Raw genomic sequence first — 25,641 nt, forward strand, 5'->3', positions numbered from 1 at the left:
GGTTAAGCGGAGGGTCCTCCGCAGTGTTCGATTACGACTATGCCACGCGAGACGGGAAGACTTAGATGAGAACCGACGACAAACCCGGTGGCGTCGCACTGCTGGCCGGACGGCCGGTCGCCCGCATCGGATTCGGCGCTATGCAGCTGGTCGCCCACCGACCGGGGCAGACCGCCGTCGATCGCGACACATCAATCACGGTGTTACGCAACGTGGTTCATAGTGGCGTGAACCATATCGATACGGCGCAGTTCTACGGCGACGGTGCCTGCAACGCGGTGATCCGGGACGCGCTCGCTCCGTTTCCCGAAGACCTGGTGCTGGTCAGCAAGGTCGGCGCGGTCAACGAACCCGGCGGCGGGCTCATCGCGGCGCAACGGCCCGAGCAACTGCGCGCACAGGTCGACGCGAATCTCGCCACCCTCGGGATCGACCACCTGCCGGTGGTGAACCTGCGCCGCCTGGACAACCCGCCCGGTATCCGCGCCGAGGGCGATCAGCTTGTCGACCTCGACAGTCAGCTCGCCGAACTGCTCGCTCTGCGGGCCGAGGGCAAGATCGGCGCCATCGGACTCAGCGCCGTCACCGTCGAACAACTCCGTCAGGCGCTGGCCGCGGACATCGAGTGTGTGCAGAATGCCCACAATCCGCTCGACCGCGCCAGCGAACCGGTCCTCGACGTATGCCGCGAGCACGACATCGCGTGGGTGCCGTTCTTTCCGCTCGGCTCCGCCTTTCCTGGTTTCCCCAAGGCGACCGAACACCCCACGGTGATCGCCGCGGCCGCTGCCGTGCTCGCGACACCGGCGCAGGTGTGCCTGGCCTGGCACCTAGCTCACTACGTCCGCACCCTGCTGATCGCCGGATCGGTGAACCCGGACCATCTCGCGGACAACATCGCGGCCGGGCGCATCACTCTCGACGCGGACACCATGAGCGCTCTCGATCAACTCGCCGCGATTCCCGGATCCTGACTACCGGGGCCCGTAGGTGTTGAGGAACAGTACGGGGCCTGCCGCGAAGCTGTCCGCGGTGTCGAGATGCAGGACGGCGGCCAATGCTTTTGCGGTGTACACGGTTTCGAGCCGGAGCCCGTCCTGTGCCGCGAGAGCCTGCGCTTCCCTGGCGGCGGGCGTCGGGTGTCCGTAGCCGGGGCCGAGCCAGTCCCTGGTGATCGTCAGATCCTCCGGTCGTAGTCCCGTCGGCTCGAATTGTGCTCCGCGCGAACGCAAGAGGCGTTCGGCGCGCTGGGCGAGGCGGACGATGTGCGGGGCGTCGAGGGGGAGTGCGTCGTTGACGACGACGCCGACGACGCGGGTTGTCAACCCGGCCAGCCGCAGGCCGAGCGCCAAACCCGCTGCGGTACCGCCTGATCCGACGGCGGTCACGAGGTGGCTCGGCTCGGGCATCGCGCCCGCGGCGATCTGATCGGCGAGCTCGAATGCCCCCTCGACGTAACCGAGCGCCCCGATCGGTGACGAACCACCCACCGGTAGGAAGTACGGGCGGGTGCGGCCATGGGTGTGCCGCAGATACAACCAGGGTGCGGTGAGCCGAGCCCGCCGCTTGGTGTGCGCGAAATGCAGTGTGGCACCGGATTTCTCCAGTCGGCCGAGCTGTTCGCGGACGTGCTCGTCCATCGGTTGATCGAGCAGCACGAGCGCGGTGTCGATGCCGTGCTCGCGTCCGTACAGCGCGGTGGCCAGACCCCAATTGGTGCCGGTGCCACCGACGGTGAGGATGGTTCGCGCACCACGCCGATGTGCCTCGGGCAGTAACCATTCCAGCTTGCGGACCTTGTTGCCGCCCCACCCGCCGTCACCGTATCCGCTGTCGTCCTTGCACCACAGCGGAGCCGTCGTGCCGACCTCGAGCGGGCGGATCGGTGTCGGTGCGGTACCGAGCCGCGCGAACGGGATGGTATCGGCGAGGGCGGGAAAACGCTTGTGTAGCAATGAGTCCGACATGTCAGCTTCCGGTGGAAGGTCTCGTGATCGCCTCGGGGATGCCGAGCAGTGCGGCCTGCACCTCGTGCAGCCGGTCGACATCGCCGCGGATGCCTGCGACATTATCGTTGTACAGGAACGCCTCGCCGAGGCGGACCAGTGTGTAGGCGAGCAGGTCCGGTTCCACCGGTGGCTGGTAGTCGTCTTCGCGTTGGGCGCGGGCGATCAGCTCGCGCACCGTGGTGACCACCAGCGGTTGCACCGGCCCGTCGCTCGCGGTGAGAATCCGCAGCCCGGCCAGGGGTTCGTTCTCGAAGTATCGCCGGAACGGCACGTTGTCGGTCATCCAGCGGTTGACCCGGTACAGCACGTCGAGGATGCGCCGAGCCCCGGTGGAGCGCCGCTTGGCGTCGGCGCGGGTGAGCAGCGCCGCGAACTCACCGGCGAGCACGGTGCCGAGCACGCCCTCGCGGGAGCCGAACCAGCGGTAGACCGAGGCACGGCTGAGCCCGAGCTGCGCGGCGATCGCCTGGATGTCCACCCGCTCACCGGCCAGGAACGCCTGCCGGGCCAGGTCGATGACCTCTTCCCTGGTCGCCGACGCCGGTCGGCCCGGCGGGCGGGTGGTTCGCTGGTTCGGGGTGGTCATCGGAAAATGGTACATCCTTCGACGTGTGTACCGAATCAGAACCAGGCGTCGCGCATTTCGAGGGTGGTGGTGTCGAGACGGGCGAGCAGGTCCAATGCCGGTGCCGTCTTGGGCAATTCGAATCGGTAGAAGTACCGGGCCGCGTGGCGCTTGCCGTCGTAGAAGTCGCCGGTGTGCGCGGCGGTGGCCAGTAGCTGTTCGAGCCAGATCCAGGCAAGCACGGTGTGGCCGAAGGCTTCGAGGTAGACCGAGCTGTTCGCTAACGCGGACTCGAAGTCGCCGGTCGCGAACAGTCCGGCGGTCACCTCTACCAGGCGCTGCCATGCCGAATCCAGTTGCGCGGCAAGCTCGCCCGCCTCGCCACCGGCCGTGCGAGCCGCCGCCACGGTGCTCTGTACTCGTCCGCCGAGGGCGAGCAGACTCGCGCCGCCCTGCTGGGTTACCTTGCGCCCCAGCAGATCCAGGCCCTGGATGCCGTGGGTGCCCTCGTGGATCGGGTTGAGGCGGTTGTCCCGGTAATGCTGTTCGACGTTGTACTCGCGGGTGTAGCCGTAACCGCCGAGCACCTGGATGGCGAGGCTGTTCGCCTCCAGACACCATTGCGACGGCCAGCTTTTGGCGATCGGGGTGAGGATATCGAGCAGCAGCGTGAGTGCCCGCTTCTCGTCCTCGGATTCGGCGGTGTGCTGCTCGTCGACCAGTCGGGCACAGTAGAGGCCGAGCGCCAGTGCGCCTTCGGCATAGGACTTCTGCGCCAATAGCATTCGCTTGACGTCGGCGTGCTCGATGATCGGCCGCTGCGGTGCGGCCGGATCGGCGGGCAGTTTGGCCCGGCCCTGCGCGCGGGTGCGGGCGTAGTCGAGGGATTCGAGGTAGCCGGTGTAGCCGAGCGCGGCCGCGGTCATCCCGACGCCGATCCGTGCCTCGTTCATCATGTGGAACATGTAGCTGAGCCCGCGGTGCGGCTCGCCGACCAGGTAGCCGACGGCGCCCGCCGAGCCGCCCGGCGTCCAGCGGCCTTCGCCGAAGTTGAGCACGGTATTGACGGTGCCTCGGAAACCCATCTTGTGATTGAGCCCGGCCAACGCGATGTCGTTGCGTTCGCCGATCGCGCCGTCGTCCTCGATCAGGAACCTCGGCACCACGAACAGGGAGATGCCCTTGGTGCCCGCCGGACCGCCGGGGATCTTGGCGAGCACCAGGTGCACGATGTTCTCGCCGAGTTCGTGATCGCCGCCGGAGATCCACATCTTTGTGCCGAACAGCCGGTAGGTGCCGTCATCGCGAGGCTCGGCGCGGGTGACGATATCGGCGAGCGAGGACCCCGCCTGCGGCTCGGACAGGCACATCGTGCCGAAGAACCGGCCCGCGAGCATCGGGCGGACGAACCGCTCGGTGAACTCCGGACCGGTATGCGCGAGAAGGAGATTCGCGTTCGCCACGGTAAGGAACGAGTAGCCAGCGGTGCCGGGGTTGGCCGCCTGGAACCACGCGTAGCTCGCCTGTGTGACGGTGACGGGCAGCTGTGAGCCGCCGAGATCGTAGTCCATTGCCGCGGCGGGCAATCCGGCCTTGGCGAAGGCCTCCAGCGCGGTGCCGACCTCGGGGATGATGGTGACTCGTTCGCCGTCGAAGGTCGGCTCGTTCGCGTCGTTGAGCTTGTTGTGCGGCGCAAAGTATTTGGTGGCCAACTGCTCGCTGAGCTCGAGGATCGCGTCGAAGGTCTCGCGCGAATGATCCGCGTAGCGCCCACGTTTGGTGAGCTCCTCGACGTTGAGCCACTCGTAGAGCAGGAAGTCGAGATCGCGCCGGGAAAGCAGCGTTGACCGCATCAGCCGTCCTTTCGAGACATGTGCCAACCACCGTATCTTACCGAGTGGCAGGTGTGGGCGGCTAAGTCGATGTCTCGACCCGCGACAGCCTGACCAGGGCGGTAGCCCGCGGGCAGCGCTAGGCGGTGAGCGTTTTCAGGTCGGCCAGCGCGTGTTGGCACCGGTGTCGACCGGCTCGCGGCCGACGGCAAGCACCGTCGTGGCATCGCGAATGCACTCGATCAGCAGCCACTCCCCGCGCATGCATCAACGGTAGTGCACGGGAAGTGGCTTCGAGCCCAAGTCGGGTCAGCTCGTGACGCGATCGATCTGCTCGGCGTGAACACCCCAGCCGGACAGCAGTTTTCGGACCTGCTCCGGATCCGAGGACAGCGGGGCCGGGGTGTCGATCGGCGTGCGGTCGAAGCGCGGGGCAGGTGCGGGCTGGAGCACGCCGTTGACCTCGATGAAGGCGTTGCGCGCCTGGTTGTGCGGGTGTTCGTGGGCCTCCCACGGGCTCAACACCGGGGCGACGCAGGCGTCGGAACCCGCGAAGACCTCGGCCCATTCGTCGCGGGTGCGTTCCTTGAACTTGGCGCCGAGCACCTCTTTGAGCCGGGGCCAGCCGTTCTTGTCGAGCTGGAACGGCAGGTCGGGGTCGTCGATGCCGAGGATGGCGAGCATCTGGTTGTAGAACGGGATCTCCACGCAGCCGACCGCCATGTACGCGCCGTCGGCGCATTCGTAGGTGTCGTAGAACGGTGCGCCGCCGTCGAGCATGTTCTCCCCGCGCGGGAAGTTCCACAGGCCGAGGTGGTGCAGGCCGTGCATGGACGCGGTGAACAGGGCGGATCCGTCCACCATGGCCGCGTCGACCACCTGGCCCTTGCCGGAACGTTCGCGTTCGTAGAGCGCACCGAGCACGCCGAGGGCGAGCAGCAGGCCACCGCCCGCGAAGTCGCCGAGCATGTTCGCGGGCGGCACCGGCGGCTCCCCGGCGCGGCCGACCAGGCCGAGCGCGCCGGAGATGGCGATGTAGTCGATATCGTGGCCCGCGGTGTGCGCGAGCGGGCCCTCCTGGCCCCAACCGGTCATCCGGCCGTAGATCAGGCGCGGGTTGCGGGCGGCCAGGTCGGCGGGACCGAAGCCGAGGCGTTCGGCGACACCGGGCCGGAACCCTTCGATGAGCACGTCCGCGTGATCGGTGAGCGCGAGCAGCGTCTCGCGTTCGGCGGGCTGCTTGAGATCCAGTGTGATGCTGTGCTTTCCACGGTCGAGCGGGCCCTCCGGCGAGACGATGCCAGCACCAGGTGCGCCGCCGCGATCGACGCGCAGCACCTCCGCGCCGAGGTCGGCCAGGATCATCGCGCCGAACGGGCCGGGCGCGAGACTGGCGATCTCGATGACTTTCACTCCGTGCAGTGGTCCCATGTCTCCGCTCTCTGTCGTCCTCGACGAGGGCATGCGGCCACGGCCGAACCCCACCCGTCCGGATCGGTGTCCCCGAGGGTAAGCCCGCTCGGGGGTGTCGCCAATGACCGGCGCGCTCGATGCCGATGACCATCGCGCTCGAATCCCGGTCGTGGGTGGTGCGACCTCGGCACGTCCACTCGACCGGGCTGTCTAGTCGAGACCGGTCAGGCGGGCGAGGATGGTTGCCGCCATCGCCGCCGGATCGCCGTCGTCGGGGCGCAGCACGAGTTCGGCTTCGGTGGGGGACTCGTAGGGGTCGTCGATGCCGGTGAAGCCGCGGATCTCACCGGCACGAGCCTTGGCGTACATGCCTTTCGGATCGCGGGATTCGCAGATGTCCAGTGGTGTGTCGACGAAGACCTCGACGAACGGGATACCCGCTTCCAGGTGTGCCGCGCGGACGCGGTCGCGGTCGGCGCGGTACGGGCTGATCAGCGAAACGACCGCCACCACACCGGCTTCGGCGAACAGGCGGGCGACTTCGCCGACACGGCGGACGTTTTCGACTCGATCGGCGGCGCTGAAGCCGAGGTCGGCATTCAGTCCGTGCCGTAGGTTGTCGCCGTCGAGCAGGAAGGCGGGACGGCCCGCGGCGACCAGTCTGCGTTCGAGTTCCACCGCGACGGTGGACTTTCCGGAGCCGGACAGTCCGGTCAGCCAGACGGTGAGACCGCGGGTCGCGCGCTCGTCGCGGCCGACCGCGGTGGAATGCCAGACCACCCGCGAGGACGGCAGGCTCGGGCCGGTGATCATGCCGGCGCCGACGGTGTTGTTGGTGGTGTCGTCGACGAGGATGAAGCTGCCGGTGAACCGGTTGCGCCGATACGGATCGAAAAGCAGCGGCTGCCGGGTGCGCAGCTGGACGCGGCCTATCTCGTTGAGCGACAACGATTCCGCGTTCTCGTCACGATGCAGGGTGTTGACGTCGAGCCGGTAGTCAAGTGTCCGCACCTCGACGGTGGCGGTGCGGGTGGTGTGCCGGATGGTGTAGGTCGAGCCGGGGGTGAGCTGTGCCTCGTCGGCGAACCAGCAGACCATCGCGTCGAGATCGCGGCCCGCGGTGGGGCGGTTGTTCGGGCGGCAGATCATATCGCCGCGGGACACGTCAAGGTGATCGGCGAGCTGCATGGTGACCGCCTGCGGCGGAAAGGCTTCCGCGACCGCCTTGCCGCCCGGACCCCAGATTGCCTCGACGGTCGTGGTGAATCCCGAAGGCAGCACGGCCACCTCGTCGCCGGGCTTGAACACCCCGCCGACCACCGTGCCCGCGTAACCACGGAAATCCTGTGCGTGGCTGCGGGTTACGTACTGCACCGGGAACCGCGCGTCGATGAGGTTACGGTCGGAGGCGATGTGCACCTCTTCGAGATGGTGCAGCAGGGGAGTGCCCTCATACCAGGGCATGCTCGCGCCGCGGTGCACGATGTTCTCGCCGTCCAGCGCCGACATCGGCACGAAGGTCAGGTCGAAGATGTCGAGTTTCGAAGCGAATTGCGCGAATTCGGTGCGGATCTCCTCGAACCTGGCCTGCGACCAGTCGACCAGGTCCATCTTGTTCACGCACAGCACCAGGTGCGGAATGCCGAGCAGGCTGGCAAGGAACGCGTGTCTGCGGGTCTGCTCGACCACGCCCTTGCGGGCGTCGACCAGGATCAGCGCGAGGTCGGCGGTGGACGCGCCGGTCACCATGTTCCGGGTGTATTGGATGTGCCCCGGAGTGTCGGCGATGATGAATTTCCGTCGGGGCGTGGCGAAATAGCGATGCGCCACGTCGATGGTGATGCCCTGTTCGCGTTCGGCACGCAGTCCGTCGGTGAGCAGGGCGAGGTTCGGGTAGTCGTCGCCCCGGTCGCGGCTGGTCCGCTCCACGGCGGCGAGCTGGTCGGTGAAGATCGTCTTCGAGTCGAAGAGCAGGCGGCCGATGAGGGTCGACTTGCCGTCGTCGACGCTGCCCGCCGTGGCGAGACGCAGCAGTGTTGCGGTCATCAGAAGTAGCCCTCTCGTTTGCGATCTTCCATGCCCGCCTCCGAGATTCGATCGTCGGCGCGGGTTGCGCCACGCTCGGTGACCCTGGCCGCGGCCACCTCGGTGACCACCTCGGCGGGGGTGGCCGCGGTCGATGCCACGCAGCCGGTGCAGGTGGCATCGCCGACCGTGCGGAACCGCACCGTCGCCTCCTGTGGTTCCTCGCCGTCGAGCAATTCCAGAAAACGGGTGTGCGCCAACAACATTCCGTCACGCTGCACCACCGGTCGACGATGCGCGTAGTAGAGCGGCGGCAGGTCGATACCCTCGGCGGCGATGTAGGTCCAGATGTCGAGCTCGGTCCAGTTCGACAGCGGGAACACCCGAATGTGTTCGCCCGCACGGTGTCTGCCGTTGTAGAGGTTCCACAGCTCCGGGCGCTGGCTGCGCGGATCCCACTGGCCGTACTGATCGCGGAAGCTGAAGACGCGCTCCTTGGCGCGCGCCTTCTCCTCGTCGCGTCGCGCGCCGCCGAAGACCGCGTCGTAGCCGCCCTCCTGGATCGACCGCAGCAGCGTGGTGGTCTGCAGCCGATTACGCGAGGTGCGCGGCCCGGTCTCCTCGGTGACCCGGCCCGCGTCGATATCGTCCTGCACGCTGCCGACCACCAGTCGCAGCCCGAACCGCGCGACCGTCTCGTCGCGGAAGGCGATCACCTCGTCGAAGTTGTGTCTGGTGTCGATGTGCAGCACCGGGAACGGCAGCGGCGCGGGCCAGAAGGCCTTGGCCGCCAGGTGCAGCATCACCACCGAGTCCTTGCCGCCGGAGAACAGCAACACCGGACGTTCGAATGTTGCCGCTACTTCACGGAATATATGTGCCGACTCGGCCTCGAGCGCGTCAAGATGAGGCAGCTCGTAGGTGCTCGCCGTCGACTTCGCGTACTGGCTCACACCGCAAAACTAGAACACGTTTCGATCGTTGGCAACAGCTCACCGCATTCCGGTGGCACCGGAGCCGAGACGTGCCGGTCGGTATCAAGTCCAGGATGACTGCTTCGCGGGTCGAATGCCACCGGAAGCGGTGGTCACGGCATCGGCCGCCGCGACGAGAGCCGTTCCACGCCGGTCGATTTCGGCGCCGGTGATGGACGCGCCGACGTACATGGTCAACACCATGTTCTGCCTGCCGTCGCCGCCGTAGGTTGGTGCGGCGAGCAGGCTGACGGGGTGTTCCTTGCGCGGCCGCAGATCCGTGCCGAGATACACCCGCTCGCCGAGGCTCGTCACCAGGTCGCCGACCAGTTCGCGCAGCTCATCGGGCAGATCGCGGGCGGCGAATCCGGCCAGCATCGAGTACAGCCTGCCGCCCGCGGTGGTCAGGCTCTCCACCAGATACCCGCGCTCGCGGCATTCCGCGACGATCTGCCGCAATCGCGCCTCGTCCTGCTGCAACGGCACCGTCGGTGGTTTTGCCAGCCAGGCGTTGAACGCCGCGTCGGTATCCCACAGCACGTACATCAGGCCGACCGGCGGCGCGAAATGGTAGGCCGCGCCGACCTTCACCAGCCCGGGTCCGGTGCTTTCCAGGACCATGATCTGCTCGCCGACCACGGCCGACGCGGAGCAGGTGGTGCGGTACTGCGCGGTGAGTTTCTCCAGCTCAACGCGGGCGAGCGCGGAAATCGCGAAGCTGTCCTGGGCGACTCGGCCCGCGGCGATCAGCGCGGGCCCGAGCCCGTAGATCAACGTATCGGCGTCGCGGACCAGATAGCCGCCCGCGGTGAGCTCGGTCAGGATGCCGAGGCAGGTCGGTTTCGCCAGGTCGAGCGCCCGTGCGAGCTCGGACAGGCCGAAGCGCTTGCCCCGCTGCTCGACGAGGAAATCCAATACCTGCACCACCCGCACGGTGGGTGCGGATCTACGGCTGACCATTGACCACTCCTAGAACACGTTCTAATCTTGCCTCAGACGAAATGTACCAGAGTGGTACGTATTTGGAACACCGCGATTCAATGGAGACCTTTTGCTGACACAGCCGTTCGCGGACGCCATCGCCGCCGCCGAGCAGATCATCACCGAGGCCGCGCACATCCGCACCGAACAGGACCTCGTCGAGGGCTACGACTACCTGGCGGGCAGCATTCGCGCGGCCTTACAGATGGCGTGGGCCTACGAGCGGGACTTCCCGTTCTTCGTCCAGTCGACCGGGCCGTACACGAAGATGGGCCTTGACAACCCGGACACGCTCTACTTCCACTCCTACCTGCGGCCGGACGCCGAATACGTGGTGACCGGAAAGCGCGGCACCACAAGGGATCTGAGCTTCCAGGTACTGAATGGCAACTACTCACCGGTCGATGTGCCGGACAGTCTCACCGCCTTCGACGACCGTGCCCTGGAGGTGGGGCCGGACGGGTCCTACGAACTGCAGCTCGGACCCGGCGAATCGCGGCCGGGATACGTCCACCTCGCCGCCGACTCGGCCATGCTGGTGGTCCGCGAGGTCTACAGTGACTGGCCCGCCGAAAAGCCAGGCACGATCAGGATCGCGCGGGTCGACGGCATGGGTGACGCACCGCCGCCGCTCACGAAGGACGTGCTGACCAAGCGGTACGGCGTCGCGGGCAAGATGCTGATCTCCCGGCTGAAGACCTTCCTGGCCTTCCCGGAGTGGTTCTATCTGAACCTGCCGGTGAACACGATGACCGAACCCCGTTCCACGCCAGGCGGTCTCACCACCCAGTTCTCCTCGGCGGGCCACTACGAGCTCGACGACGATCAAGCGATGATCATCACGGTGCCGAAATCCGATGCGCCGTACCAGGGTTTCCAGCTCGGCAGCATGTGGTACCTGTCGCTGGACTACATCAACCACCAGACCAGCCTCACCGCCGACCAGGCGCACGTCGACGCCGACGGGATGATCCGGTTGGTGGTCAGCGAACGAAATCCGGGGCTGGCGAACTGGATCGAACGCACCGGCCACGATCGCGGGTATCTGCAATTTCGTTGGCAGCGACTCTCCCGCGACATGAAGCCCGAAGACGGACCGACCGTCGAGGTGGTGCCGGTCGACGAACTGGCACAGCGACTTCCGTTCCACGACCAGGCGCGCGTCACGCCGGAAGAATGGCGCGCACGAATCGCGGTACGGCAGGCCGCCGTCGCGGAAAGGATGCTCGGCTGATGTTGTTGCAGGACAAGGTTGTTGTGGTCTCCGGAGTTGGTCCCGGGCTCGGCCGCGCCATCGCGGTGCAGAGCGCCAAGGCGGGCGCCGATGTCGTGCTCGCCTCGCGCACCGAATCGCGGCTCACCGAGGTGGCCAAGGAAATCACCGAGCTCGGCAGGCGCGCGATCGTGGTGCCGACCGATATCAACGACGAGGCCGCCGCGGCGAATCTGGTCGACGCCGCGCACACCGCGTTCGGCCGGGTGGACACGCTGGTGAACAACGCGTTCGCGATCCCGCCGATCGTCGACCTCGCCGACGTCGACCTGGATCAGGTGCGCGCCGGTTTCGAGACGAATGTGCTTGCGGCGCTGCGGTTGACGCGGCTGTTCATTCCCGCGCTCACCGAATCCAGCGGCTCGGTGGTGATGATCAACTCGGCGGTGCTCCGGCACTCGCGGCGCACCTTCGGCCCCTACAAGATGGCCAAGGCCAGCCTGCTCGCGCTGGCGCAGAGCCTGGCCACCGAGCTCGGGCCGCGCGGCATCCGGGTCAATACCATTGCCCCCGGCTATATCTGGGCCGACAACCTGAAGTGGTACTTCAACTATCTGGCCGAGCAGCGCGGCATTACCGCCGACGAGGTCTACGCCGAGACGGCCAAGACCATCGACCTGCGCAAGCTGCCCGAACCCGACGAGATCGCGGACGCGGTCGTGTTCTTCGCCTCGCCCATGGCGCGCGCGATCACCGGGGCCTGTCTCGATGTCAACGGCGGCGAATACCACCACTGATCGGGTGCGGTTCTGCCGCACCACAATTGAGGAGATGACGTTGATCGGTAGGGACGATGTCGGGACCATCGATGATCTGCACGCATCGGCGACCAAGGTCGTCGGGCTCGACGATTTCGGTGCCGACGACTACCGCGCCGGGCTCGAAGTGCTGCTCGAGTCCTATGCCAAGGACGCGGAGCTGACGCCGTTCGGCAACAAGGTGAATCGCGCGTTCCTGCGCGGGGCCCTGATCGCCCGGCTGCTCAGTGAGTCCGCGTGGCAACGCTTTCCGGAGCACGCCGACGTGGTGATCGAGCGGCCGATCTTCGTGACCGGGCTGCCGCGTTCGGGCACGACGGCGGTGCACCGGCTGCTCAACGCCGACCCGGCGCACCAGGGCTTGGAGATGTGGCTCACCGAGATGCCGCAGCCGCGGCCGCCGCGGGAGACCTGGGCGAGCAATCCGGTGTACCAGCGGATCGAGGCGGCGTTCGAGAAGCATCACGTGGAGCATCCCGAATTCATGGGCGTGCACCACATTTCCGCCGACCAGGTGGAGGAGTGCTGGCAGCTGCTTCGACAGTCGGCCATGTCGGTGTCCTATGAGTGCCTCGGCTACGTACCCACCTATTCCGAGTGGCTGCGCGAGCAGGACTGGACCGCCGCCTATCGCAGGCATCGGCGCAACCTGCAGCTGATCGGTCTACCCGATGCCGGGCGGCGCTGGGTGTTGAAGAACCCAAGCCACTTGTTCGCACTCGATGCCATTTTCGAGGTGTATCCGGACGCGCTCGTCATCCAGATGCACCGCGATCCACGAACGATCATCGCCTCGGTGTGCAGCCTGAACGAGCAGGCCTCGGCCGGCTGGTCCGACAAGTTCCGCGGTCCCGTGGTCGGCACCGCCCAACTCGACCTCTGGGCCAGCGGCGCCGACCGCTTCCTCGCAGACCGCAAGCGCCACAACGCCGCCCAATTCTGCGACATCGACTACGACGACTTCGTCGCCGACCCGATCGGCACCGTCGAATCGATCTACCGCCACTTCGACCTCCCCCTGACCGAAGACGCGACATCGGCGATGACCGCACTACACGCGGAAAGCACCTCCGGCGCGGCACGACCCGCCCACCGCTACACCCTCGCCGACTTCGGCCTCACCGCCGACCAAGTCGACGAACGGTTCGCGGCATACCGAGAGGCACACTTCCCTGGTCGCTGATTGGTGTCGCGCAAGGCAATTCGCGCACACATGCACGGTGTGCACGTATCGGGGCCTGCGGAACGGCCCAGGGCGGTCCGTGGGCCCGACTCCGTAATACCCTGACCGCCAGGACATCTCACGCATGAATGCACTGTGCGCAAATCGGGGGTGGATCGTGGACGGGGGACACTCGTGAGCCGCCGCATGGAGTATCGGTGATTCGGTACGACACTCGGTCGCGCGGGCTACGGCAGCCCCCGAGCCGCTGTAGCCAACACACCTGGGCGCGCACAGTTTCGCCTGCCGCGTATGTTCCATACGGCCGCGCACGAAATCGCTGGATGATTCGTGCGCGGCCAGCGAGACCGTGCGCGGGCTGTGGCGGGTCCCGAGCCGCTATAGCATGCCTGGGCGCGCAGAGTATCGCCTGCCGCGTACGTTCCATGCGGCCGCGCACGAATCGCCTGCTGATTCGTTCCTGGCAGGCGAGACCGCGTGCTGTGGGGCGATCTCGCGGCGAAGTGGCGAGTTACTGCTGGCCGGGCTTGAGGACGATGAACAGTCCGTTGGCTTCGGCGCAGAGGCGGTCGCCATCGTGCAGGGTGGCGCGGACGTAGACCTTGCGGCCCTCTTGGCGTTCGGCCCAGGCGCGGAGTTGGAGTTCGGTGTTCAGTGGGGTGATGGAGCGGTAGTCGACGGTGAGTGAGGCGGTTCTGGTGACGCCGCCCGCGTATACCGCCGCGGCCATGCCGAGCAGATCGTCGAAGCCGATCGCGATCACGCCGCCGTGCGCGGCGTTATTGCCGCCGAGGTGGAAGGTGCGGAAGGTGATGCGGGCGTCGACGCCGTCGCGGTCGACGTGATCGATGATGAACGGCGGCAGCGTGATGTTGCCGCGGCCGGGCAGGTCGTGCCTGGTCCAGCTCGGTGTCGACCACTCGTCGACTTTCGCGGCGTCCAGCTTGTCATTGAGCTGCTTGAGCAGGCCGATCGTCTCCACGGCCAGCTCGTCGGAGGGGGAGGAGAGCCGCACGCGATCCATCAGCCCGCGCACCTGCTCGATGAATTCGCCGTAGTGCGGTCCGCCGCGGGTGATGTCGACGTCGCGCTCGTGTGCGTTGATCAGCTCGCTCATCGGCCGGAACGCGCCCTCATGGTGCTCCTCGCTCGGCAGCGAGTCACCGGCCTGTTGTTCGTTCATGCAGAACACGTTATAGGTTGCCCGCCGAATGCCCGCGTCATGGGCCGCCTTGGCGGACCCGGCTGGTCGGGTCTGAATCGTCCGATGTGCCCTAGGCTGGTTCGCGATCTTCGATCAGGGTTACTCAGGAGGAACCAGAAGGTGGGTGGCGCGGGCTCGATGCACGTCGACCACCGAGCGCAATGGCAGGTCCGGCTGGCGAAAGGCGTTGGGTAGATGGGTATTACGGCAGTTGTCTTCGACATGGACGGCGTACTGATCGACTCCGAGCCGGTGTGGGAACAGGTGCGCCGCGAGTATGTCGCGGAGCGGGGTGGGCAGTGGCTGCCCGATGCGCAGCAACGGTTGATGGGCATGAGCACCCGCGAATGGTCGGAATACCTGAGTACGGATCTTGGTGTCGATGAACCGCCGGAGACGGTGGCGCGCGACGTGATCGAGCGCATGGCCGCGCATTACGACCGTGCGGTGCCGCTGCTGCCCGGTGCGATCGACGCGGTGCAGCGGATGAGCGAGAAGTGGCCGCTCGGCGTGGCCAGCTCGTCGCCGCGGGCGCTGATCGACGTCGTCCTCGGTCGCACCGGTCTGATCGAATTCTTCAACGTCACCTTCTCCACCGAAGAGGTCGACCGCGGCAAACCCGCCCCCGACGTCTACGTGGCCGTCGCCGCGTTCCTCCGGCAACGCCCCGCCGACTGTGCCGCAGTGGAGGATTCGAGCAACGGCATGCGCTCCGCCCACGCCGCTGGCATGCGCGTCATCGCCGCCCCGCGCCCCGAATACCCGCCGGCCCCCGACGCCCTAGCCCTCGCCACCCACGTCATCACCGACCTCACCGAACTAACCCCCACCCTCGTCACCGACCCCGCCTGACCCCGCCGAACGCCGGGCTCGCCGTGCGGGACATGGTGGCGTGGAACCGCGAGTCGCTCCGCCGTCATGTCCCGTTGGGTGAGCGGGTGTTCGCCGTGCGGGACATGGTGGCGCGGAATCGCGAGTGGCGCCGCCGTCATGTCCCGTTCGACGAGCTATCAGCCCGGTATGAGGTGAGGAGGGTGCGGGCGGCGGTGGGGAGATCGGTGTCGAGCCAGTCGGGGAGGGTTGGGGTGTGGGCGTGGTGGCGGAGGGCGGCGTAGGGGAGGTCGACGACGGCTCGGCTGATGGCGTCGATTTCGCGGTCGCCCGCGCGGCCGAATATGGCGGTGGCGAGGCGGCGGAGGTGCTCGAACAAGGGGGCGTTCATGGTGGCGAGGCGGGCGCGGAAGTCGTCGTCGGGGCCGCCGTCGAGTAGGTCGCTGGGGCGCAGGTTCAGCAAAAGCCTTGCGTCGTCAGGTAATTCGCGGCCGAAGGCGAGGGCGGCGCGGACCATCGCGACACCGGCTTCGACCGGGTCGGGTTGGTCGGCGGCGGCAAGGACTCCGCTCTGGAAACGTGCCAATGCCCGCAGCCAGGCGGCGGTCAGCACACCATTACGGTTGCCGAACCGGTGATACAAGGTGCCGACCGGAGCACCACTGGCCTCCGCGATCGCCGCCACGCTGGCAGCGCGGGCACCATCAGCGAGCACCAGGGCGCGCGTTGCGTCGAGGATCACGTCGGTGTCGTGCTTGCGGGGAGGCGCCATCTACTAGTACGTTCCTTCTATATGGAGCGTTTGTCTTATATCGACGAGCATGCCAGATCCGTCGACGCGAATCGCGATCGGGCCTGGAAAGCACTGCTGAAAGTCGTCTGCAAAGATCCGGCGGACCCGGCTACCGTGCCGACCGGCTTCGTACTGGATTCGGCGGAGCCGCCCGCCCGGCTGGCTTTGAAAGGGCGACACTGGTTTTCGCGGTACGCCCTGGTCTTCGAACTCGACGAGGAAGGGTCGAGCCGAACGCGTATCCGCGCCAAGTCCTGGGCGAATTTCCCTGGCCCGCACGGCAAGATCTACCGCGCGCTGGTCATCGGCACCGGCGGCCACAAGATCGCGGTGCGCCGCATGCTGCGCCAGATCGCGGCCGCGGCATGATCGGGCTGGTGTGGGGCGCCACTGCAGCTGAGTGCGGCGATTCGCTCACGTGTGATGACCTGCAACCCGTTGGCGTGCAGGCGGATCGAGCCATCAGCGTCGAAGCCCCGCACGACCTGGTCTACGCCTGGCTGTGTCAATTACGGGTCGCGCCATACAGTTACGACCTCCTCGACCGCTGGGGTCGCCCCAGTCCACGGCATCGCGACCCGCATCTCACCGAACTCGAAGTGGGGCAACGCTTCATGGGACAGTTCGACCTGGTCTCCTTCGCGCTGAATCAGCACATCACCCTGGTGACCGGGAAGATCGCCGTCACCTATGCGGTGCGCCCCGAGGGGGCGGGCACACGGCTGGTCGCCCGGGTGCGCATGGGCGGCCCATGGATAGTCGGGCGGCTGTTGGCCGTCGGCGACGTCGTCATGATGCGCAAGCAACTGTTGACGTTGAAGGAGCTTGCCGAAGCCGAGAACCGCGCCGAGCCGTGAGCTGAGCACGAACCGTGGCAGTAAGACTCGACCCGCCGCGGTAATAAAGCTCCAGCGCGCGATTCGCGCCGCCGATCGCGCATCGAGCATGATCGACACATGGCTAATGATGTGCTGCTCGGCGACGTCCGGACTTGGTATGACGAAACGGGCGACGGCGAGCCGGTGCTGTTGTTGCACGGCGGATTCGTGGACTCGCGGTCCTTCGAACCCGCGGTCGACGGACTGGCCGAGCATTTCCGGGTCTTCCGGATGGACCGGCGCGGACACGGCCGCACCCCCGACGTCGCTGGCCCGATCTCGTATGACCTGATGGCGCAGGACACCATCGCGTTCCTCGACACGGTGGTCGGCGGTGCCGCGCACCTCGTCGGCTACAGCGACGGCGCGATCGTCGCCCTGATTGTCGCGATTCGCCGACCGGATCTGGTCCGCAAGCTCGTCTCGATCAGCGCCAACTTCCACCGGGACGGCGTATTGCCCGGCGTCCTTGACGGTTTCGCGCACGAGGAACCGATGCGGCGCCTGGCCGCCCGCTACGGCGAGGTGTCGCCCGACGGTGAGGAACACTTCGGTGTCGTCGCCGAGAAGGTGCTCCGGATGGCGCGGGCGGAGCCGACCATGACCGTCGAGGAACTCGGCGGCATCGCAAGCCGGACCCTGGTCATCGCCGCCGACGACGACGCGATGAGCCTGGAACACACCATCGCCCTCTACCGTGCGATCCCGGATTCCGAGCTCGCCATCGTTCCAGGCACCTCGCACCTGCTCGTCGTCGAAAAGCCCGTCGAGGTCTACCGCCTCGTCGGCATCTTCCTCACCACCGACGCGAGTCGAACCTGGCAGCCGATCCGCCGCGCCTGAGGCGCAGGGTGCCGAACGTTTCCACCTGGTAGCAGGTTCCTGGCCCTGCAAGACATTTCGGCAAACTATGCGCTAACAGCGATGCTGTTGGACATCTGACCGGTCATGCTGAAGGGCATGGACTTCATGAAACCAGCCGAAGAACTGTTAGCGCAGGTTGCGGCCCGGTTCGGCTCTGCGGAGGCGTTCCTGGACAGGTTGGCCGACGTTCGCGCCAAAGGTATGGACGACACCGTCGAGATGCCGCGTGTCGCCGGTGGGTTGCCCACCATTTACTGAAACTGATGAAGTTCCGCTACATCGAACTTCCATAGCTCGAACCCCACCGGCACGTTGTCGCCGACCGAGATCCGGTCCCGCGCCCACGTTCCCGCCAACGCGTGCCCATCGGCGCCGCCCTCGGCGGTGAGGATCGGCAGTGGATGGCGGCGGCGTCGCGACGCGTTCTCCCGCGCCGCCGCCTTGTCCACGTACCCGCACCGATCGTGGTTGAGGATGAACCGACCGGTGCAGCCGTGTTCCGGCGGAACCAGCGGCGCGACCGATGCCGCGGCGTCGTAGAGGTCGCTGCCCAGTCGCAGCGCCCACACCACGCGGGCGGGCACGGACAGCAGCCGTTCGACGCCCTGCACGCTGTGGTTGCCGATCCACGCGTGTTCCTCGAGCTGCGCGCCGGGCTCGACGTAGCCGATCAGCCGATGGTCGTCGTCCAGGAGCACTGCTCGATAGAACTGCCGCACGTGGCCGGATTCCTTTCGGAGGTAAGCGATTTCGTAGCATGCTCACACGCGATTGCGGTGCGGCGATTACCACGGCGTTACAACCGAACTAGCGACCGTCCTTCGCGCGGTCGAGCAGCAGTGCCCGCTCGGCTTTGTTTCCGGTCAACTCGGCCGCGCGGGTGAACTCGGCGCGCGCCTCGTCGCGGCGACCGAGTTGCGCGAGCAGATCGCCGCGCACGGCGTTGTAGAGGTGATAGGTGGACAGCGCCCCGGACGCCGCGAGCGAGTCGACGAGTTCGAGACCGGCCGCCGGACCGTGCACCTTGCTCACCGCCACCGCGCGATTCAAATCCACGATCGGCGACGGAAAGCGTTCGGCGAGAACCGCATACAGTCCGGCGATGCGCCGCCAATCGGTGTCGGCCGGCGTCGCCGCCATGGCGTGCACGGTGGCGATCGCGGCCTGCAACGCGTAACTGCCCGGCGGCAGGCCACGGTCCCGCGCGACCGCGTTGGCCCGCCCAAGCGCCGTGAACCCGCGCCGAATCAGCAAACGATCCCACCGCGTTCTGTTCTGATCGGCAAGCAGCACAGCATCATTCGCGGGACCGGTGCGCGCTGGCAGCCGCGAGGCCTGCAATTCGAGCAGCGCGACCAGCCCGTGCGCCTCCGGTTCCGCGGGCAGCAGCTCGGCGAGGATACGGGCCAGGCGCAGTGCGTCCTGGCACAGCTCGACCCGGATCCAATCCTCGCCCGCGGTCGTCGTATACCCCTCGTTGAAGATCAGATAGACGACCGCGAGCACCGAGGTCAGCCGCGCGGGCAGCTCATCGCCGCCGGGCACCTCGTAGGGCACCCGCTTCGCGGCGATGGTCCGTTTGGCGCGGACAATACGTTGCGCCACCGTCGATTCCGCGACAACGAAGGCGCGGGCGATCTCCTCGGTGGTCAACCCGCCGAGCAGCCGCAGCGTCAACGCCACCCTGGACTGTTCGGGCAACACCGGATGACACGCGGTGAACATCATCCGGAGCAGATCGTCCTCGACCAGTTCCGGCACCTCCGGCTGCTGCTCGGTCACCAGTTCATGGCCGAGCACCGCGAGCTTGCGGGCGAAGGTCTGCTGGCGGCGCACCCGATCGATCGCCCGATGCTTGGCGGTAAGCATCAGCCAGCCACCGGGATTCGGCGGCACCCCGTCGCGCGGCCACTGTTCCAGCGCCGCGACGAGCGCGTCCTGCGCCAGTTCCTCGGCGGCGTCGATATCGCCGACGACGCGGGTGAGGCCCGCGACCAGCCGCGGCCATTCCATCCGCCAGACCGTTTCCACGGCGCGGTTGGTCTGATCGGGCGACCGGTCCGGGCTCATCCGCCGGGCCCGATCAGGCAGGCTCGTCGATCTGCCGGATCTCGATGTCGATATCCCAGTCCGGTCCGTGGACGCCGAGGAAGCGTGACGTCCACTCGATCGCCTCCTCCTTCGACTTCGTCTGCAGGATGCAGTATCCGCCGACAACCTCTTTGGACTCGGTGAACGGACCGTCGAGCACGGTCTGCTTCCCGCCGCTCTGACTGATCTTGGTGGCCTCGGTGATCGGGCGAAGGCCGTTGGTGTCGAGCAGCACGCCCGCCTTGGTCATCTCCTCGATCACCTTGCCGACCTGCTCGTACAGCGCCTCGTCCGGCTCCGGCGCGGTGGTCGGGTCGACGTGGATCAGCATCATGTAGCGCATGTCGCGTCCTTTGCTCGTTGTCGTCAAGATCGTTCGATCCTCACTTCAATGCATCGAACGGCGGCCGCCCGAATCGACACCTCGCCAGAAATTCTGCCCGGATATCTTGCGAGCGGCACCTGGCATGCGTGTGGTCTAGCGGGCTATACGATCACCTCGGTCGTCGACGAGTTGTTGAAGGTTGGCATTTCATATTGGGTGGCAACGGCTTCGGGGCCCCGGCACACGGAACGCGGAGGCAGATTCACAGCAGATTGTCAGCCGTAGATTCCGTTAGCTTTGCTAAGCTAATGATGTTCGGCGCGTTGCGCCGACGAGTCTCTACCTGTTCCCGTCAAGCTTTTGCTACTGGTCGTGGAGGTGGACCTGTTATGTCGATTGATCCCCGCGAGGAGCGGCTCGCACGCCGCATCGCTGATTTACACGCCAATGATCCCCAGTTCGTCGCAGCGCTGCCCAACGAGGCGGTCACCGAGGCGCTCGACCAACCGGACCTGCGGCTGCCCCAGATCCTGCGGACGGTGCTCGAGGGTTACGCCGACCGTCCCGCGCTCGGCCAACGTGCCGTGCGGTTCGACGAAGATCCGAAGACCGGCCGGGTTACGCCTGACCTGCTGCCAAGCTTCGACACCATCACATACCGCGAGCTGGGGGAGCGTATCGACGCGATCGCCAGCGCCCTCGCGGATAGCGCGGTGCGGCCCGGCGATCGCGTCTGCATCCTCGGCTTCACCAGCGTCGACTACACGACCCTCGATATGGCGCTGGTCCAGGTGGGCGCGGTGTGTGTGCCGCTGCAGACCAGCGCGCCGGTCGCGCAGCTGCGTCCGATCATCGCGGAGACCGAGCCGCGGGTAATCGCCTCGAGTGCCGACTTTCTCGCCGACGCCGTCGAATTGGTGCTGACCGCCGAGTCACCCACGCGGCTGGTCGTCTTCGACTACCAACCCGAGGCGGATGAGCGGCGCGAGGCGTTCGACGCCGCGCGGGCGCGGTTGACCGAGGCGGGCAGCCCGGTCGTGCTCGAAACCTTGGCCGAGGTCATCGACCGCGGAAAGGCGCTGCCCGCAACGGATGTCGTTGCCGACGAGGCCGATCCGTTGACCCTGTTGATCTACACCTCCGGCAGCACCGGCGCGCCCAAGGGCGCCATGTACCCCGAGCGTCTGGTCGCCAACTTCTGGCGCAAGTCGACCAAGGAGGCATGGGGACAGGGCAGCCCCGACCCGGCGATCACGCTCAACTTCATGCCGATGAGCCATCTCATGGGCCGCGGCATGCTGTATTGGACGCTCGCCAGCGGCGGCACGGCCTACTTCGCGGCCAGGAGCGATCTGTCGACCCTGCTGGACGATCTCGCGCTGGTGCGGCCGACTCAGCTGAACTTCGTGCCGCGGATCTGGGACATGCTGTTCCAGGAGTTCCACAGCGAGCTGGATCGGCGCTCCGCCGACGGCGGCGACCGGGCGGCCCTCGAAGCCGAGGTGATGGTGGAGCAGCGCCGAACGCTGCTCGGCGGCCGGTACGTCACGGCACTCACCGGCTCCGCGCCGATCTCGCCGGAGATGAGGACGTTCGTCGAGTCCTACCTCGACCTGCATCTGGTGGAGGGTTACGGCTCGACCGAGTCCGGGGCCGTATTCATCGACGGACAGGTGCGGCGTCCACCGGTCATCGACTACAAGCTGATCGACGTGCCGGACCTGGGCTACTTCCGCACTGACCGGCCGCATCCCCGGGGTGAGCTGCTCGTCCGATCGAAAGATCTGTTCCCCGGTTACTACAAACGGCCGGAGGTCACCGAGTCGGTCTTCGACGAGGACGGTTACTACCGGACCGGCGATGTGGTGGCCGAGACCGGGCCCGATCAACTCGTCTACCTCGACCGGCGCAACAACGTGCAGAAGCTGTCGCAGGGCGAGTTCGTCACCGTCTCGACGCTGGAGGCGGTGTTCGACAACAGCCCGCTGGTCGAGCAGATCTACCTGTACGGCAACAGCGCTCGCGCCTACCTGCTCGCGGTCGTGGTGCCTACCGCGGACGTCCTCGCGCGCAACGGTGACGATATCGCCGCACTGAAGTCGCTGATCGGTGACTCGCTACAGCAGGTCGCCAAGACGGCCGAACTGCAGTCCTATGAGATCCCGCGTGACTTCCTCATCGAGACAACACCTTTCACGCTCGAGAACGGCCTGCTGACCGGCATCCGCAAGCTAGCGCGGCCGAAGCTCAAGGAGCACTACGGCGAGCGTCTGGAACAGCTCTACCTCGAGCTGGCCGAAGGACAGGTCAACGAGCTGCGTGCGCTGCGCCGCGACGGCGCGGATCGCCCGGTGCTCGAGACGGTCAGCCGCGCCGCCGGTGCGCTGCTGAGCGCTTCGGCCGCCGATCGGCGACCCGACGCGCACTTCACCGATCTCGGTGGAGACTCGTTGTCCGCGTTGACCTTCGCCAACCTGCTGCACGAGATCTTCGATGTCGACGTGCCGGTTGGCGTCATCGTCAGCCCGGCGACCGATCTCCAGGCCATCGCCGACTACATCGAGGCGGAGCGGACCACCGGCTCGAAACGGCCGACCTTCGCGACGGTGCACGGCCGCCACGCCAGCGAGGTGCTCGCCGGCGATCTCACCCTGGACAAGTTCATCGATGCCGAAACATTGGCCGCCGCTGCCACATTGCCGCGCCCGAGCGCCGAGGTACGGACCGTCCTGTTGACCGGCGCGAGCGGTTTCCTCGGCCGCTACCTGGCGCTGGAATGGCTCGAACGGTTGGCCCTGGTCGGCGGCACGCTGATCTGCCTGGTCCGGGCCAAGGACGACGCCGCCGCGCGCGCCAGGTTGGACAAGATCTTCGACAGCGGTGATCCGGAGTTGTTGCGGCACTACCGAAGTCTGGCCGCGGCGCATCTGCAGGTCATCGCCGGTGACAAGGGCGAGCCGAACCTCGGTCTTGATCAGGACACGTGGCAGCGGTTGGCCGATACGGTCGACGTGATCGTCGATCCGGCGGCTCTGGTCAATCACGTGCTGCCCTACAGCCAGCTGTTCGGGCCGAACGCGTTGGGCACCGCGGAGCTGATCCGCATCGCGCTCACCACGAAGCTGAAGCCGTTCACCTATGTGTCGACCATCGGCGTCGGCGCGCAGATCGAACCGTCGTCGTTCACCGAGGACGCCGATATCCGCGTCATCAGCCCGGCCCGCAAAGTCGACGAGAGCTACGCCAACGGCTACTCGAACAGCAAGTGGGCCGGGGAGGTGCTGCTGCGGGAGGCCAACGACCTGTGCGGCCTTCCGGTGGCCGTCTTCCGCTGCGACATGATCCTGGTGAGCAGCCGCTACGAAGGGCAACTCAACCTGCCGGACATGTTCACCCGGATGATGCTGAGCGTGGTGGCGTCCGGCATCGCGCCGTACTCGTTCTACGAGACCGACGCGGACGGTAACCGGCAGCGGGCGCACTACGACGGGTTGCCCGTCGACTTCATCGCCGAGGCGATATCCACCCTCGGCGAGCAGGCGGTGGACGGGTTCAACACCTATCACGTGATGAACCCGTATGACGACGGCATCGGGCTCGACGAGTACATCGACTGGCTGGTCGACGCCGGGTACTCGATCCAGCGGATCGCCGAGTACGACGCCTGGTTGCGGCGGTTCGAGACGGCGTTGCGCGCGCTGCCGGAACAGCAGCGTCAGCGTTCGCTGCTGCCGCTACTGCACAACTATCAGCGCCCGGAGCAGCCGATCCGCGGGTCGTTTGCGCCAACCGAGCGGTTCCGTGCGGCGGTGCAGGACGCGAAAGTCGGTCCGGACAAAGACATTCCGCATGTCACGGCGCCGATCATCGTCAAGTACATCACCAACCTGCAGTTGCTCGGCCTGCTCTGACCGGTGCGGCGCCACGCTCAGCGGCGTGGCGCCGTCAGGTGGGCCAGGCGGGCGTGGTGTGCGCGGCGCGGGCGGTCCAGCGCCCGTCGTAGCGGACTTCGACGGGGTGGGCGAAGGCGGCGGTGACGTTGTCGGTGGTGAGGATCTCTCGAGCCGGGCCCGCGGCGACGGTGTTGCCGTCGGCGATGAGCAGCGCATGCGTGGTGGTGCTCGGGAGTTCCTCGAGATGATGGGTGACCAGGACCGACGCGACCTCGGGGTGGGTGTCGCCGAGGGTGTCGATGGTTTCCAGGAGTTGTTCGCGTGCGGCGAGATCCAGGCCGGTCGAGGGTTCGTCGAACAGCAGCAGCCGGGGTTCGGCGATGAGGGCGCGGGCGATCAGCGTGCGGCCGCGCTCGCCCTGGGACAGGGTCGGCCAGACGTTGTCGGCCTTGCCGGTGAGGCCGATCGTGTCGATCATCGCGTCCGCGCGGACGAGCTCGTCCGAGGTGGGCGTCCAGCGCATCGGCGTGTCGATGGTCGCGGTGAGACCGGTCAGCACGACCTCGCGGATCGTCAGCGGATAGCGCAGCGGGTGCCGCGGATTCACGTGGCCGATCGAGTGGCGCAGGCGTTGCAGCTCGACGCGGCCGAGCTGTTCGCCGAGCACCCGAACCGCGCCCGTGGTGGGAAAGGTGACGGCGCCGCAGAAACCGAGCAGGGTGCTCTTGCCCGCGCCGTTCGGCCCGAGCAGCGCCCAGTGTTCGCCAGCGCGCACGGTCAGCGAGATGCCGTTGATGATCTTCTTGCCCTCGCGGCGGAACGTCACGTCCGTCAGTTCGAGCACCGGAGCTCCGGTCACGTGAATGCCTCCTTCAATGTCGTCAGATGGGAGCGGCTGAGTTCCGCTGCGGCCGTGGCATTTCGGGCGACGATCGCCTCGACGAGACGTTCGTGCGCGGCATGGTCGGCTTGCTCGGACGGGACCGGGTGGATCACCAGCATGTCGATCATCGCCAGGCGCAGCCGGGGCAGGAAGGTGTCGAACAGCTGGACGAGCACCTCGTTGTGCGCGGCGACCAGCACCGAGCGGTGGAATGCCATGTCCGCGTCGACGTGCTCGGCCACCGGCTCGCCGTTCGCCTCGCGCGCGGCCAGGGTGGCGCGCATGATGCGCAGGTCGGCGCGGGTGCGGCGGTGCGCGGCGAGCGCGGCCGCCTCGGCCTCGATGGCGATGCGCGCCTCGATCACCGAGGCGATGGTGGCGCGGCGCAGCACCACGTCCCAGTCGTCCTTCGCGTCCAGCGCGGTGACGAACACGCCCGCGCCCTGACGGCTGTCGAGCACGCCCTTGCCCGCCAGTTCGCGGATCGCCTCGCGCAGTGTCGAACGCCCGACGCCGAGCTGCGCGGCAAGCGTCGTCTCGCCCGGAAGCCGGTGTCCGAGCGGCCATTCGCCCGCTTTGACGCGCATCATCAACAGCTCTGCCGCTTGTGCGGCCAGCGGGTGCCGCCGTACCTGCGAAACCATCGCAACCTCTCTACTTGTCTGAGGAGTTGTGTATAGTCTAGCCATCATGCGCACCATGCTTCTGCTTAGCCGCCACGGCGGGGCCTGACCGACCGGCCCCCCGCCGTGGGGCTTCGTCGTGGCCGGTCACCTCTGTTTCGTGACTGCCAGAAAGCAGACCCATGTCTTTCCCGACGATCAACACACCCGCCGGTGCGATTCCCGATGACGCACCCGCATGGA

24 protein-coding genes are annotated in these 25,641 nt (G+C 67.0%); 10 read left to right on the plus strand and 14 right to left on the minus strand.

The genetic code is table 11. From position 1 onward, the window contains the following. Positions 1–65: 65 nt before the first annotated feature. Positions 66–974, plus strand: coding sequence for an aldo/keto reductase (locus OG203_RS46035; RefSeq protein ID WP_405163506.1), 909 nt, complete (start codon positions 66–68; stop codon positions 972–974). Here OG203_RS46035 and OG203_RS46040 read toward each other — a convergent pair whose 3' ends face one another. The 7 genes from OG203_RS46040 to OG203_RS46070 all read right to left on the minus strand — a co-directional run bounded on the left by OG203_RS46040 (position 975) and on the right by OG203_RS46070 (position 9,778). Continuing rightward, positions 975–1,967 (minus strand): 1-aminocyclopropane-1-carboxylate deaminase/D-cysteine desulfhydrase, encoded by a 993-nt coding sequence (locus OG203_RS46040; RefSeq protein ID WP_405163507.1) that lies wholly within the window; start codon positions 1,965–1,967, stop codon positions 975–977. A gap of 1 nt (position 1,968) precedes the next feature. Further along, entirely contained in the window at positions 1,969–2,595 is a 627-nt protein-coding gene (locus OG203_RS46045) for a QsdR family transcriptional regulator (protein WP_405163508.1), read from the minus strand. Between the two features lie 35 nt (positions 2,596–2,630). Beyond that, complete coding sequence (locus tag OG203_RS46050; protein WP_405163509.1) at positions 2,631–4,427, minus strand: acyl-CoA dehydrogenase; 1,797 nt, start codon at positions 4,425–4,427, stop codon at positions 2,631–2,633. Positions 4,428–4,715: 288 nt separating this feature from the next. Then, positions 4,716–5,837 carry a CaiB/BaiF CoA transferase family protein gene (locus OG203_RS46055; RefSeq protein WP_405163510.1) on the minus strand — a complete coding sequence of 374 codons (1,122 nt, stop codon included), beginning with the start codon at positions 5,835–5,837 and terminating at the stop codon, positions 4,716–4,718. 192 nt (positions 5,838–6,029) lie between these two features. Then, the gene (gene cysC, locus OG203_RS46060; protein ID WP_405163511.1) at positions 6,030–7,865 is read right to left on the minus strand and encodes an adenylyl-sulfate kinase; all 1,836 of its coding nucleotides are present in this window, start codon (positions 7,863–7,865) and stop codon (positions 6,030–6,032) included. Beyond that, on the minus strand, positions 7,865–8,797 hold the full coding sequence (cysD, locus tag OG203_RS46065) for a sulfate adenylyltransferase subunit CysD (RefSeq protein ID WP_405163512.1): 933 nt from the start codon (positions 8,795–8,797) through the stop codon (positions 7,865–7,867). Before cysD ends, cysC begins: the two co-directional genes overlap by 1 nt. A gap of 84 nt (positions 8,798–8,881) precedes the next feature. Then, entirely contained in the window at positions 8,882–9,778 is an 897-nt protein-coding gene (locus OG203_RS46070) for a helix-turn-helix domain-containing protein (RefSeq protein WP_405163513.1), read from the minus strand. A gap of 91 nt (positions 9,779–9,869) precedes the next feature. Here OG203_RS46070 and OG203_RS46075 point away from each other — a divergent pair, with 91 nt between their 5' ends. From OG203_RS46075 to OG203_RS46085, 3 genes are read left to right on the plus strand one after another with little or no spacing between them, the layout of a single operon-like run. Next, positions 9,870–11,033: a hypothetical protein gene (locus tag OG203_RS46075; protein ID WP_405163514.1), complete on the plus strand. Its 1,164-nt coding sequence runs from the start codon at positions 9,870–9,872 to the stop codon at positions 11,031–11,033. Continuing rightward, entirely contained in the window at positions 11,033–11,809 is a 777-nt protein-coding gene (locus OG203_RS46080; RefSeq protein WP_405163515.1) for an SDR family oxidoreductase, read from the plus strand. The genes OG203_RS46075 and OG203_RS46080 overlap by 1 nt, the downstream gene beginning before the upstream one ends. A 34-nt stretch (positions 11,810–11,843) precedes the next feature. Further along, positions 11,844–13,013 (plus strand): sulfotransferase family protein, encoded by a 1,170-nt coding sequence (locus OG203_RS46085; protein ID WP_405163516.1) that lies wholly within the window; start codon positions 11,844–11,846, stop codon positions 13,011–13,013. Positions 13,014–13,524: 511 nt separating this feature from the next. Here the strand turns inward: OG203_RS46085 and OG203_RS46090 are convergent. Further along, positions 13,525–14,196, minus strand: coding sequence for a PaaI family thioesterase (locus OG203_RS46090; RefSeq protein WP_405163517.1), 672 nt, complete (start codon positions 14,194–14,196; stop codon positions 13,525–13,527). A 216-nt stretch (positions 14,197–14,412) separates the two neighbouring features. Between OG203_RS46090 and OG203_RS46095 the strand changes: the two genes are divergently transcribed. Then, positions 14,413–15,069, plus strand: coding sequence for an HAD family hydrolase (locus OG203_RS46095; RefSeq protein WP_405163518.1), 657 nt, complete (start codon positions 14,413–14,415; stop codon positions 15,067–15,069). A 136-nt stretch (positions 15,070–15,205) separates the two neighbouring features. Here OG203_RS46095 and OG203_RS46100 read toward each other — a convergent pair whose 3' ends face one another. Further along, complete coding sequence (locus tag OG203_RS46100) at positions 15,206–15,820, minus strand: TetR/AcrR family transcriptional regulator (RefSeq protein ID WP_405163519.1); 615 nt, start codon at positions 15,818–15,820, stop codon at positions 15,206–15,208. A gap of 21 nt (positions 15,821–15,841) precedes the next feature. Between OG203_RS46100 and OG203_RS46105 the strand changes: the two genes are divergently transcribed. The 4 genes from OG203_RS46105 to OG203_RS46120 all read left to right on the plus strand — a co-directional run bounded on the left by OG203_RS46105 (position 15,842) and on the right by OG203_RS46120 (position 17,841). Beyond that, on the plus strand, positions 15,842–16,210 hold the full coding sequence (locus OG203_RS46105; protein ID WP_405163520.1) for a hypothetical protein: 369 nt from the start codon (positions 15,842–15,844) through the stop codon (positions 16,208–16,210). A gap of 74 nt (positions 16,211–16,284) precedes the next feature. Beyond that, a complete protein-coding gene (locus OG203_RS46110) occupies positions 16,285–16,698 on the plus strand; it encodes a hypothetical protein (protein ID WP_405163521.1) in 414 nt (137 codons plus the stop codon). 99 nt (positions 16,699–16,797) lie between these two features. Continuing rightward, positions 16,798–17,562, plus strand: a complete 765-nt coding sequence (locus OG203_RS46115; protein ID WP_405163522.1) for an alpha/beta fold hydrolase — start codon at positions 16,798–16,800, stop codon at positions 17,560–17,562. A gap of 117 nt (positions 17,563–17,679) precedes the next feature. After that, positions 17,680–17,841, plus strand: coding sequence for a hypothetical protein (locus tag OG203_RS46120; protein ID WP_405163523.1), 162 nt, complete (start codon positions 17,680–17,682; stop codon positions 17,839–17,841). On the opposite strand, the gene OG203_RS46125 is transcribed toward OG203_RS46120, so the two are convergent. From OG203_RS46125 to OG203_RS46135, 3 genes are all read right to left on the minus strand, one after another. After that, on the minus strand, positions 17,835–18,302 hold the full coding sequence (locus OG203_RS46125) for a hypothetical protein (protein ID WP_405163524.1): 468 nt from the start codon (positions 18,300–18,302) through the stop codon (positions 17,835–17,837). The genes OG203_RS46120 and OG203_RS46125 overlap by 7 nt on opposite strands. Positions 18,303–18,390: 88 nt before the next feature. Beyond that, positions 18,391–19,653, minus strand: a complete 1,263-nt coding sequence (locus OG203_RS46130) for an RNA polymerase sigma factor (RefSeq protein ID WP_405163525.1) — start codon at positions 19,651–19,653, stop codon at positions 18,391–18,393. Positions 19,654–19,666: 13 nt separating this feature from the next. Further along, entirely contained in the window at positions 19,667–20,044 is a 378-nt protein-coding gene (locus OG203_RS46135) for a YciI family protein (protein WP_405163526.1), read from the minus strand. Positions 20,045–20,388: 344 nt separating this feature from the next. Between OG203_RS46135 and car the strand changes: the two genes are divergently transcribed. Further along, positions 20,389–23,910: a carboxylic acid reductase gene (car, locus tag OG203_RS46140; protein WP_405163527.1), complete on the plus strand. Its 3,522-nt coding sequence runs from the start codon at positions 20,389–20,391 to the stop codon at positions 23,908–23,910. Positions 23,911–23,944: 34 nt separating this feature from the next. Here car and OG203_RS46145 read toward each other — a convergent pair whose 3' ends face one another. Then, positions 23,945–24,751 carry an ABC transporter ATP-binding protein gene (locus OG203_RS46145; RefSeq protein WP_405163528.1) on the minus strand — a complete coding sequence of 269 codons (807 nt, stop codon included), beginning with the start codon at positions 24,749–24,751 and terminating at the stop codon, positions 23,945–23,947. Then, positions 24,748–25,419: a FadR/GntR family transcriptional regulator gene (locus tag OG203_RS46150; RefSeq protein WP_405163529.1), complete on the minus strand. Its 672-nt coding sequence runs from the start codon at positions 25,417–25,419 to the stop codon at positions 24,748–24,750. The genes OG203_RS46145 and OG203_RS46150 overlap by 4 nt, the downstream gene beginning before the upstream one ends. Positions 25,420–25,641: the final 222 nt, after the last annotated feature.

The sequence above is a fragment of the Nocardia sp. NBC_01499 genome (assembly GCF_045040275.1).
Classification (GTDB): domain Bacteria; phylum Actinomycetota; class Actinomycetes; order Mycobacteriales; family Mycobacteriaceae; genus Nocardia.

Excerpts from the sequence above, each read along its gene's own strand:
- OG203_RS46035 (WP_405163506.1), top strand. The coding sequence starts at position 66 with ATGAGAACCGACGACAAACCCGGTGGCGTCGCACTGCTGGCCGGACGG.
- OG203_RS46040 (WP_405163507.1), bottom strand. The coding sequence starts at position 1,967 with ATGTCGGACTCATTGCTACACAAGCGTTTTCCCGCCCTCGCCGATACC.
- OG203_RS46045 (WP_405163508.1), bottom strand. The coding sequence starts at position 2,595 with ATGACCACCCCGAACCAGCGAACCACCCGCCCGCCGGGCCGACCGGCG.
- OG203_RS46050 (WP_405163509.1), bottom strand. The coding sequence starts at position 4,427 with ATGCGGTCAACGCTGCTTTCCCGGCGCGATCTCGACTTCCTGCTCTAC.
- OG203_RS46055 (WP_405163510.1), bottom strand. The coding sequence starts at position 5,837 with ATGGGACCACTGCACGGAGTGAAAGTCATCGAGATCGCCAGTCTCGCG.
- cysC (WP_405163511.1), bottom strand. The coding sequence starts at position 7,865 with ATGACCGCAACACTGCTGCGTCTCGCCACGGCGGGCAGCGTCGACGAC.
- OG203_RS46070 (WP_405163513.1), bottom strand. The coding sequence starts at position 9,778 with ATGGTCAGCCGTAGATCCGCACCCACCGTGCGGGTGGTGCAGGTATTG.
- OG203_RS46080 (WP_405163515.1), top strand. The coding sequence starts at position 11,033 with ATGTTGTTGCAGGACAAGGTTGTTGTGGTCTCCGGAGTTGGTCCCGGG.
- OG203_RS46085 (WP_405163516.1), top strand. The coding sequence starts at position 11,844 with ATGACGTTGATCGGTAGGGACGATGTCGGGACCATCGATGATCTGCAC.
- OG203_RS46090 (WP_405163517.1), bottom strand. The coding sequence starts at position 14,196 with ATGAACGAACAACAGGCCGGTGACTCGCTGCCGAGCGAGGAGCACCAT.
- OG203_RS46095 (WP_405163518.1), top strand. The coding sequence starts at position 14,413 with ATGGGTATTACGGCAGTTGTCTTCGACATGGACGGCGTACTGATCGAC.
- OG203_RS46100 (WP_405163519.1), bottom strand. The coding sequence starts at position 15,820 with ATGGCGCCTCCCCGCAAGCACGACACCGACGTGATCCTCGACGCAACG.
- OG203_RS46105 (WP_405163520.1), top strand. The coding sequence starts at position 15,842 with ATGGAGCGTTTGTCTTATATCGACGAGCATGCCAGATCCGTCGACGCG.
- OG203_RS46115 (WP_405163522.1), top strand. The coding sequence starts at position 16,798 with ATGGCTAATGATGTGCTGCTCGGCGACGTCCGGACTTGGTATGACGAA.
- OG203_RS46120 (WP_405163523.1), top strand. The coding sequence starts at position 17,680 with ATGGACTTCATGAAACCAGCCGAAGAACTGTTAGCGCAGGTTGCGGCC.
- OG203_RS46130 (WP_405163525.1), bottom strand. The coding sequence starts at position 19,653 with ATGAGCCCGGACCGGTCGCCCGATCAGACCAACCGCGCCGTGGAAACG.
- car (WP_405163527.1), top strand. The coding sequence starts at position 20,389 with ATGTCGATTGATCCCCGCGAGGAGCGGCTCGCACGCCGCATCGCTGAT.
- OG203_RS46150 (WP_405163529.1), bottom strand. The coding sequence starts at position 25,419 with ATGGTTTCGCAGGTACGGCGGCACCCGCTGGCCGCACAAGCGGCAGAG.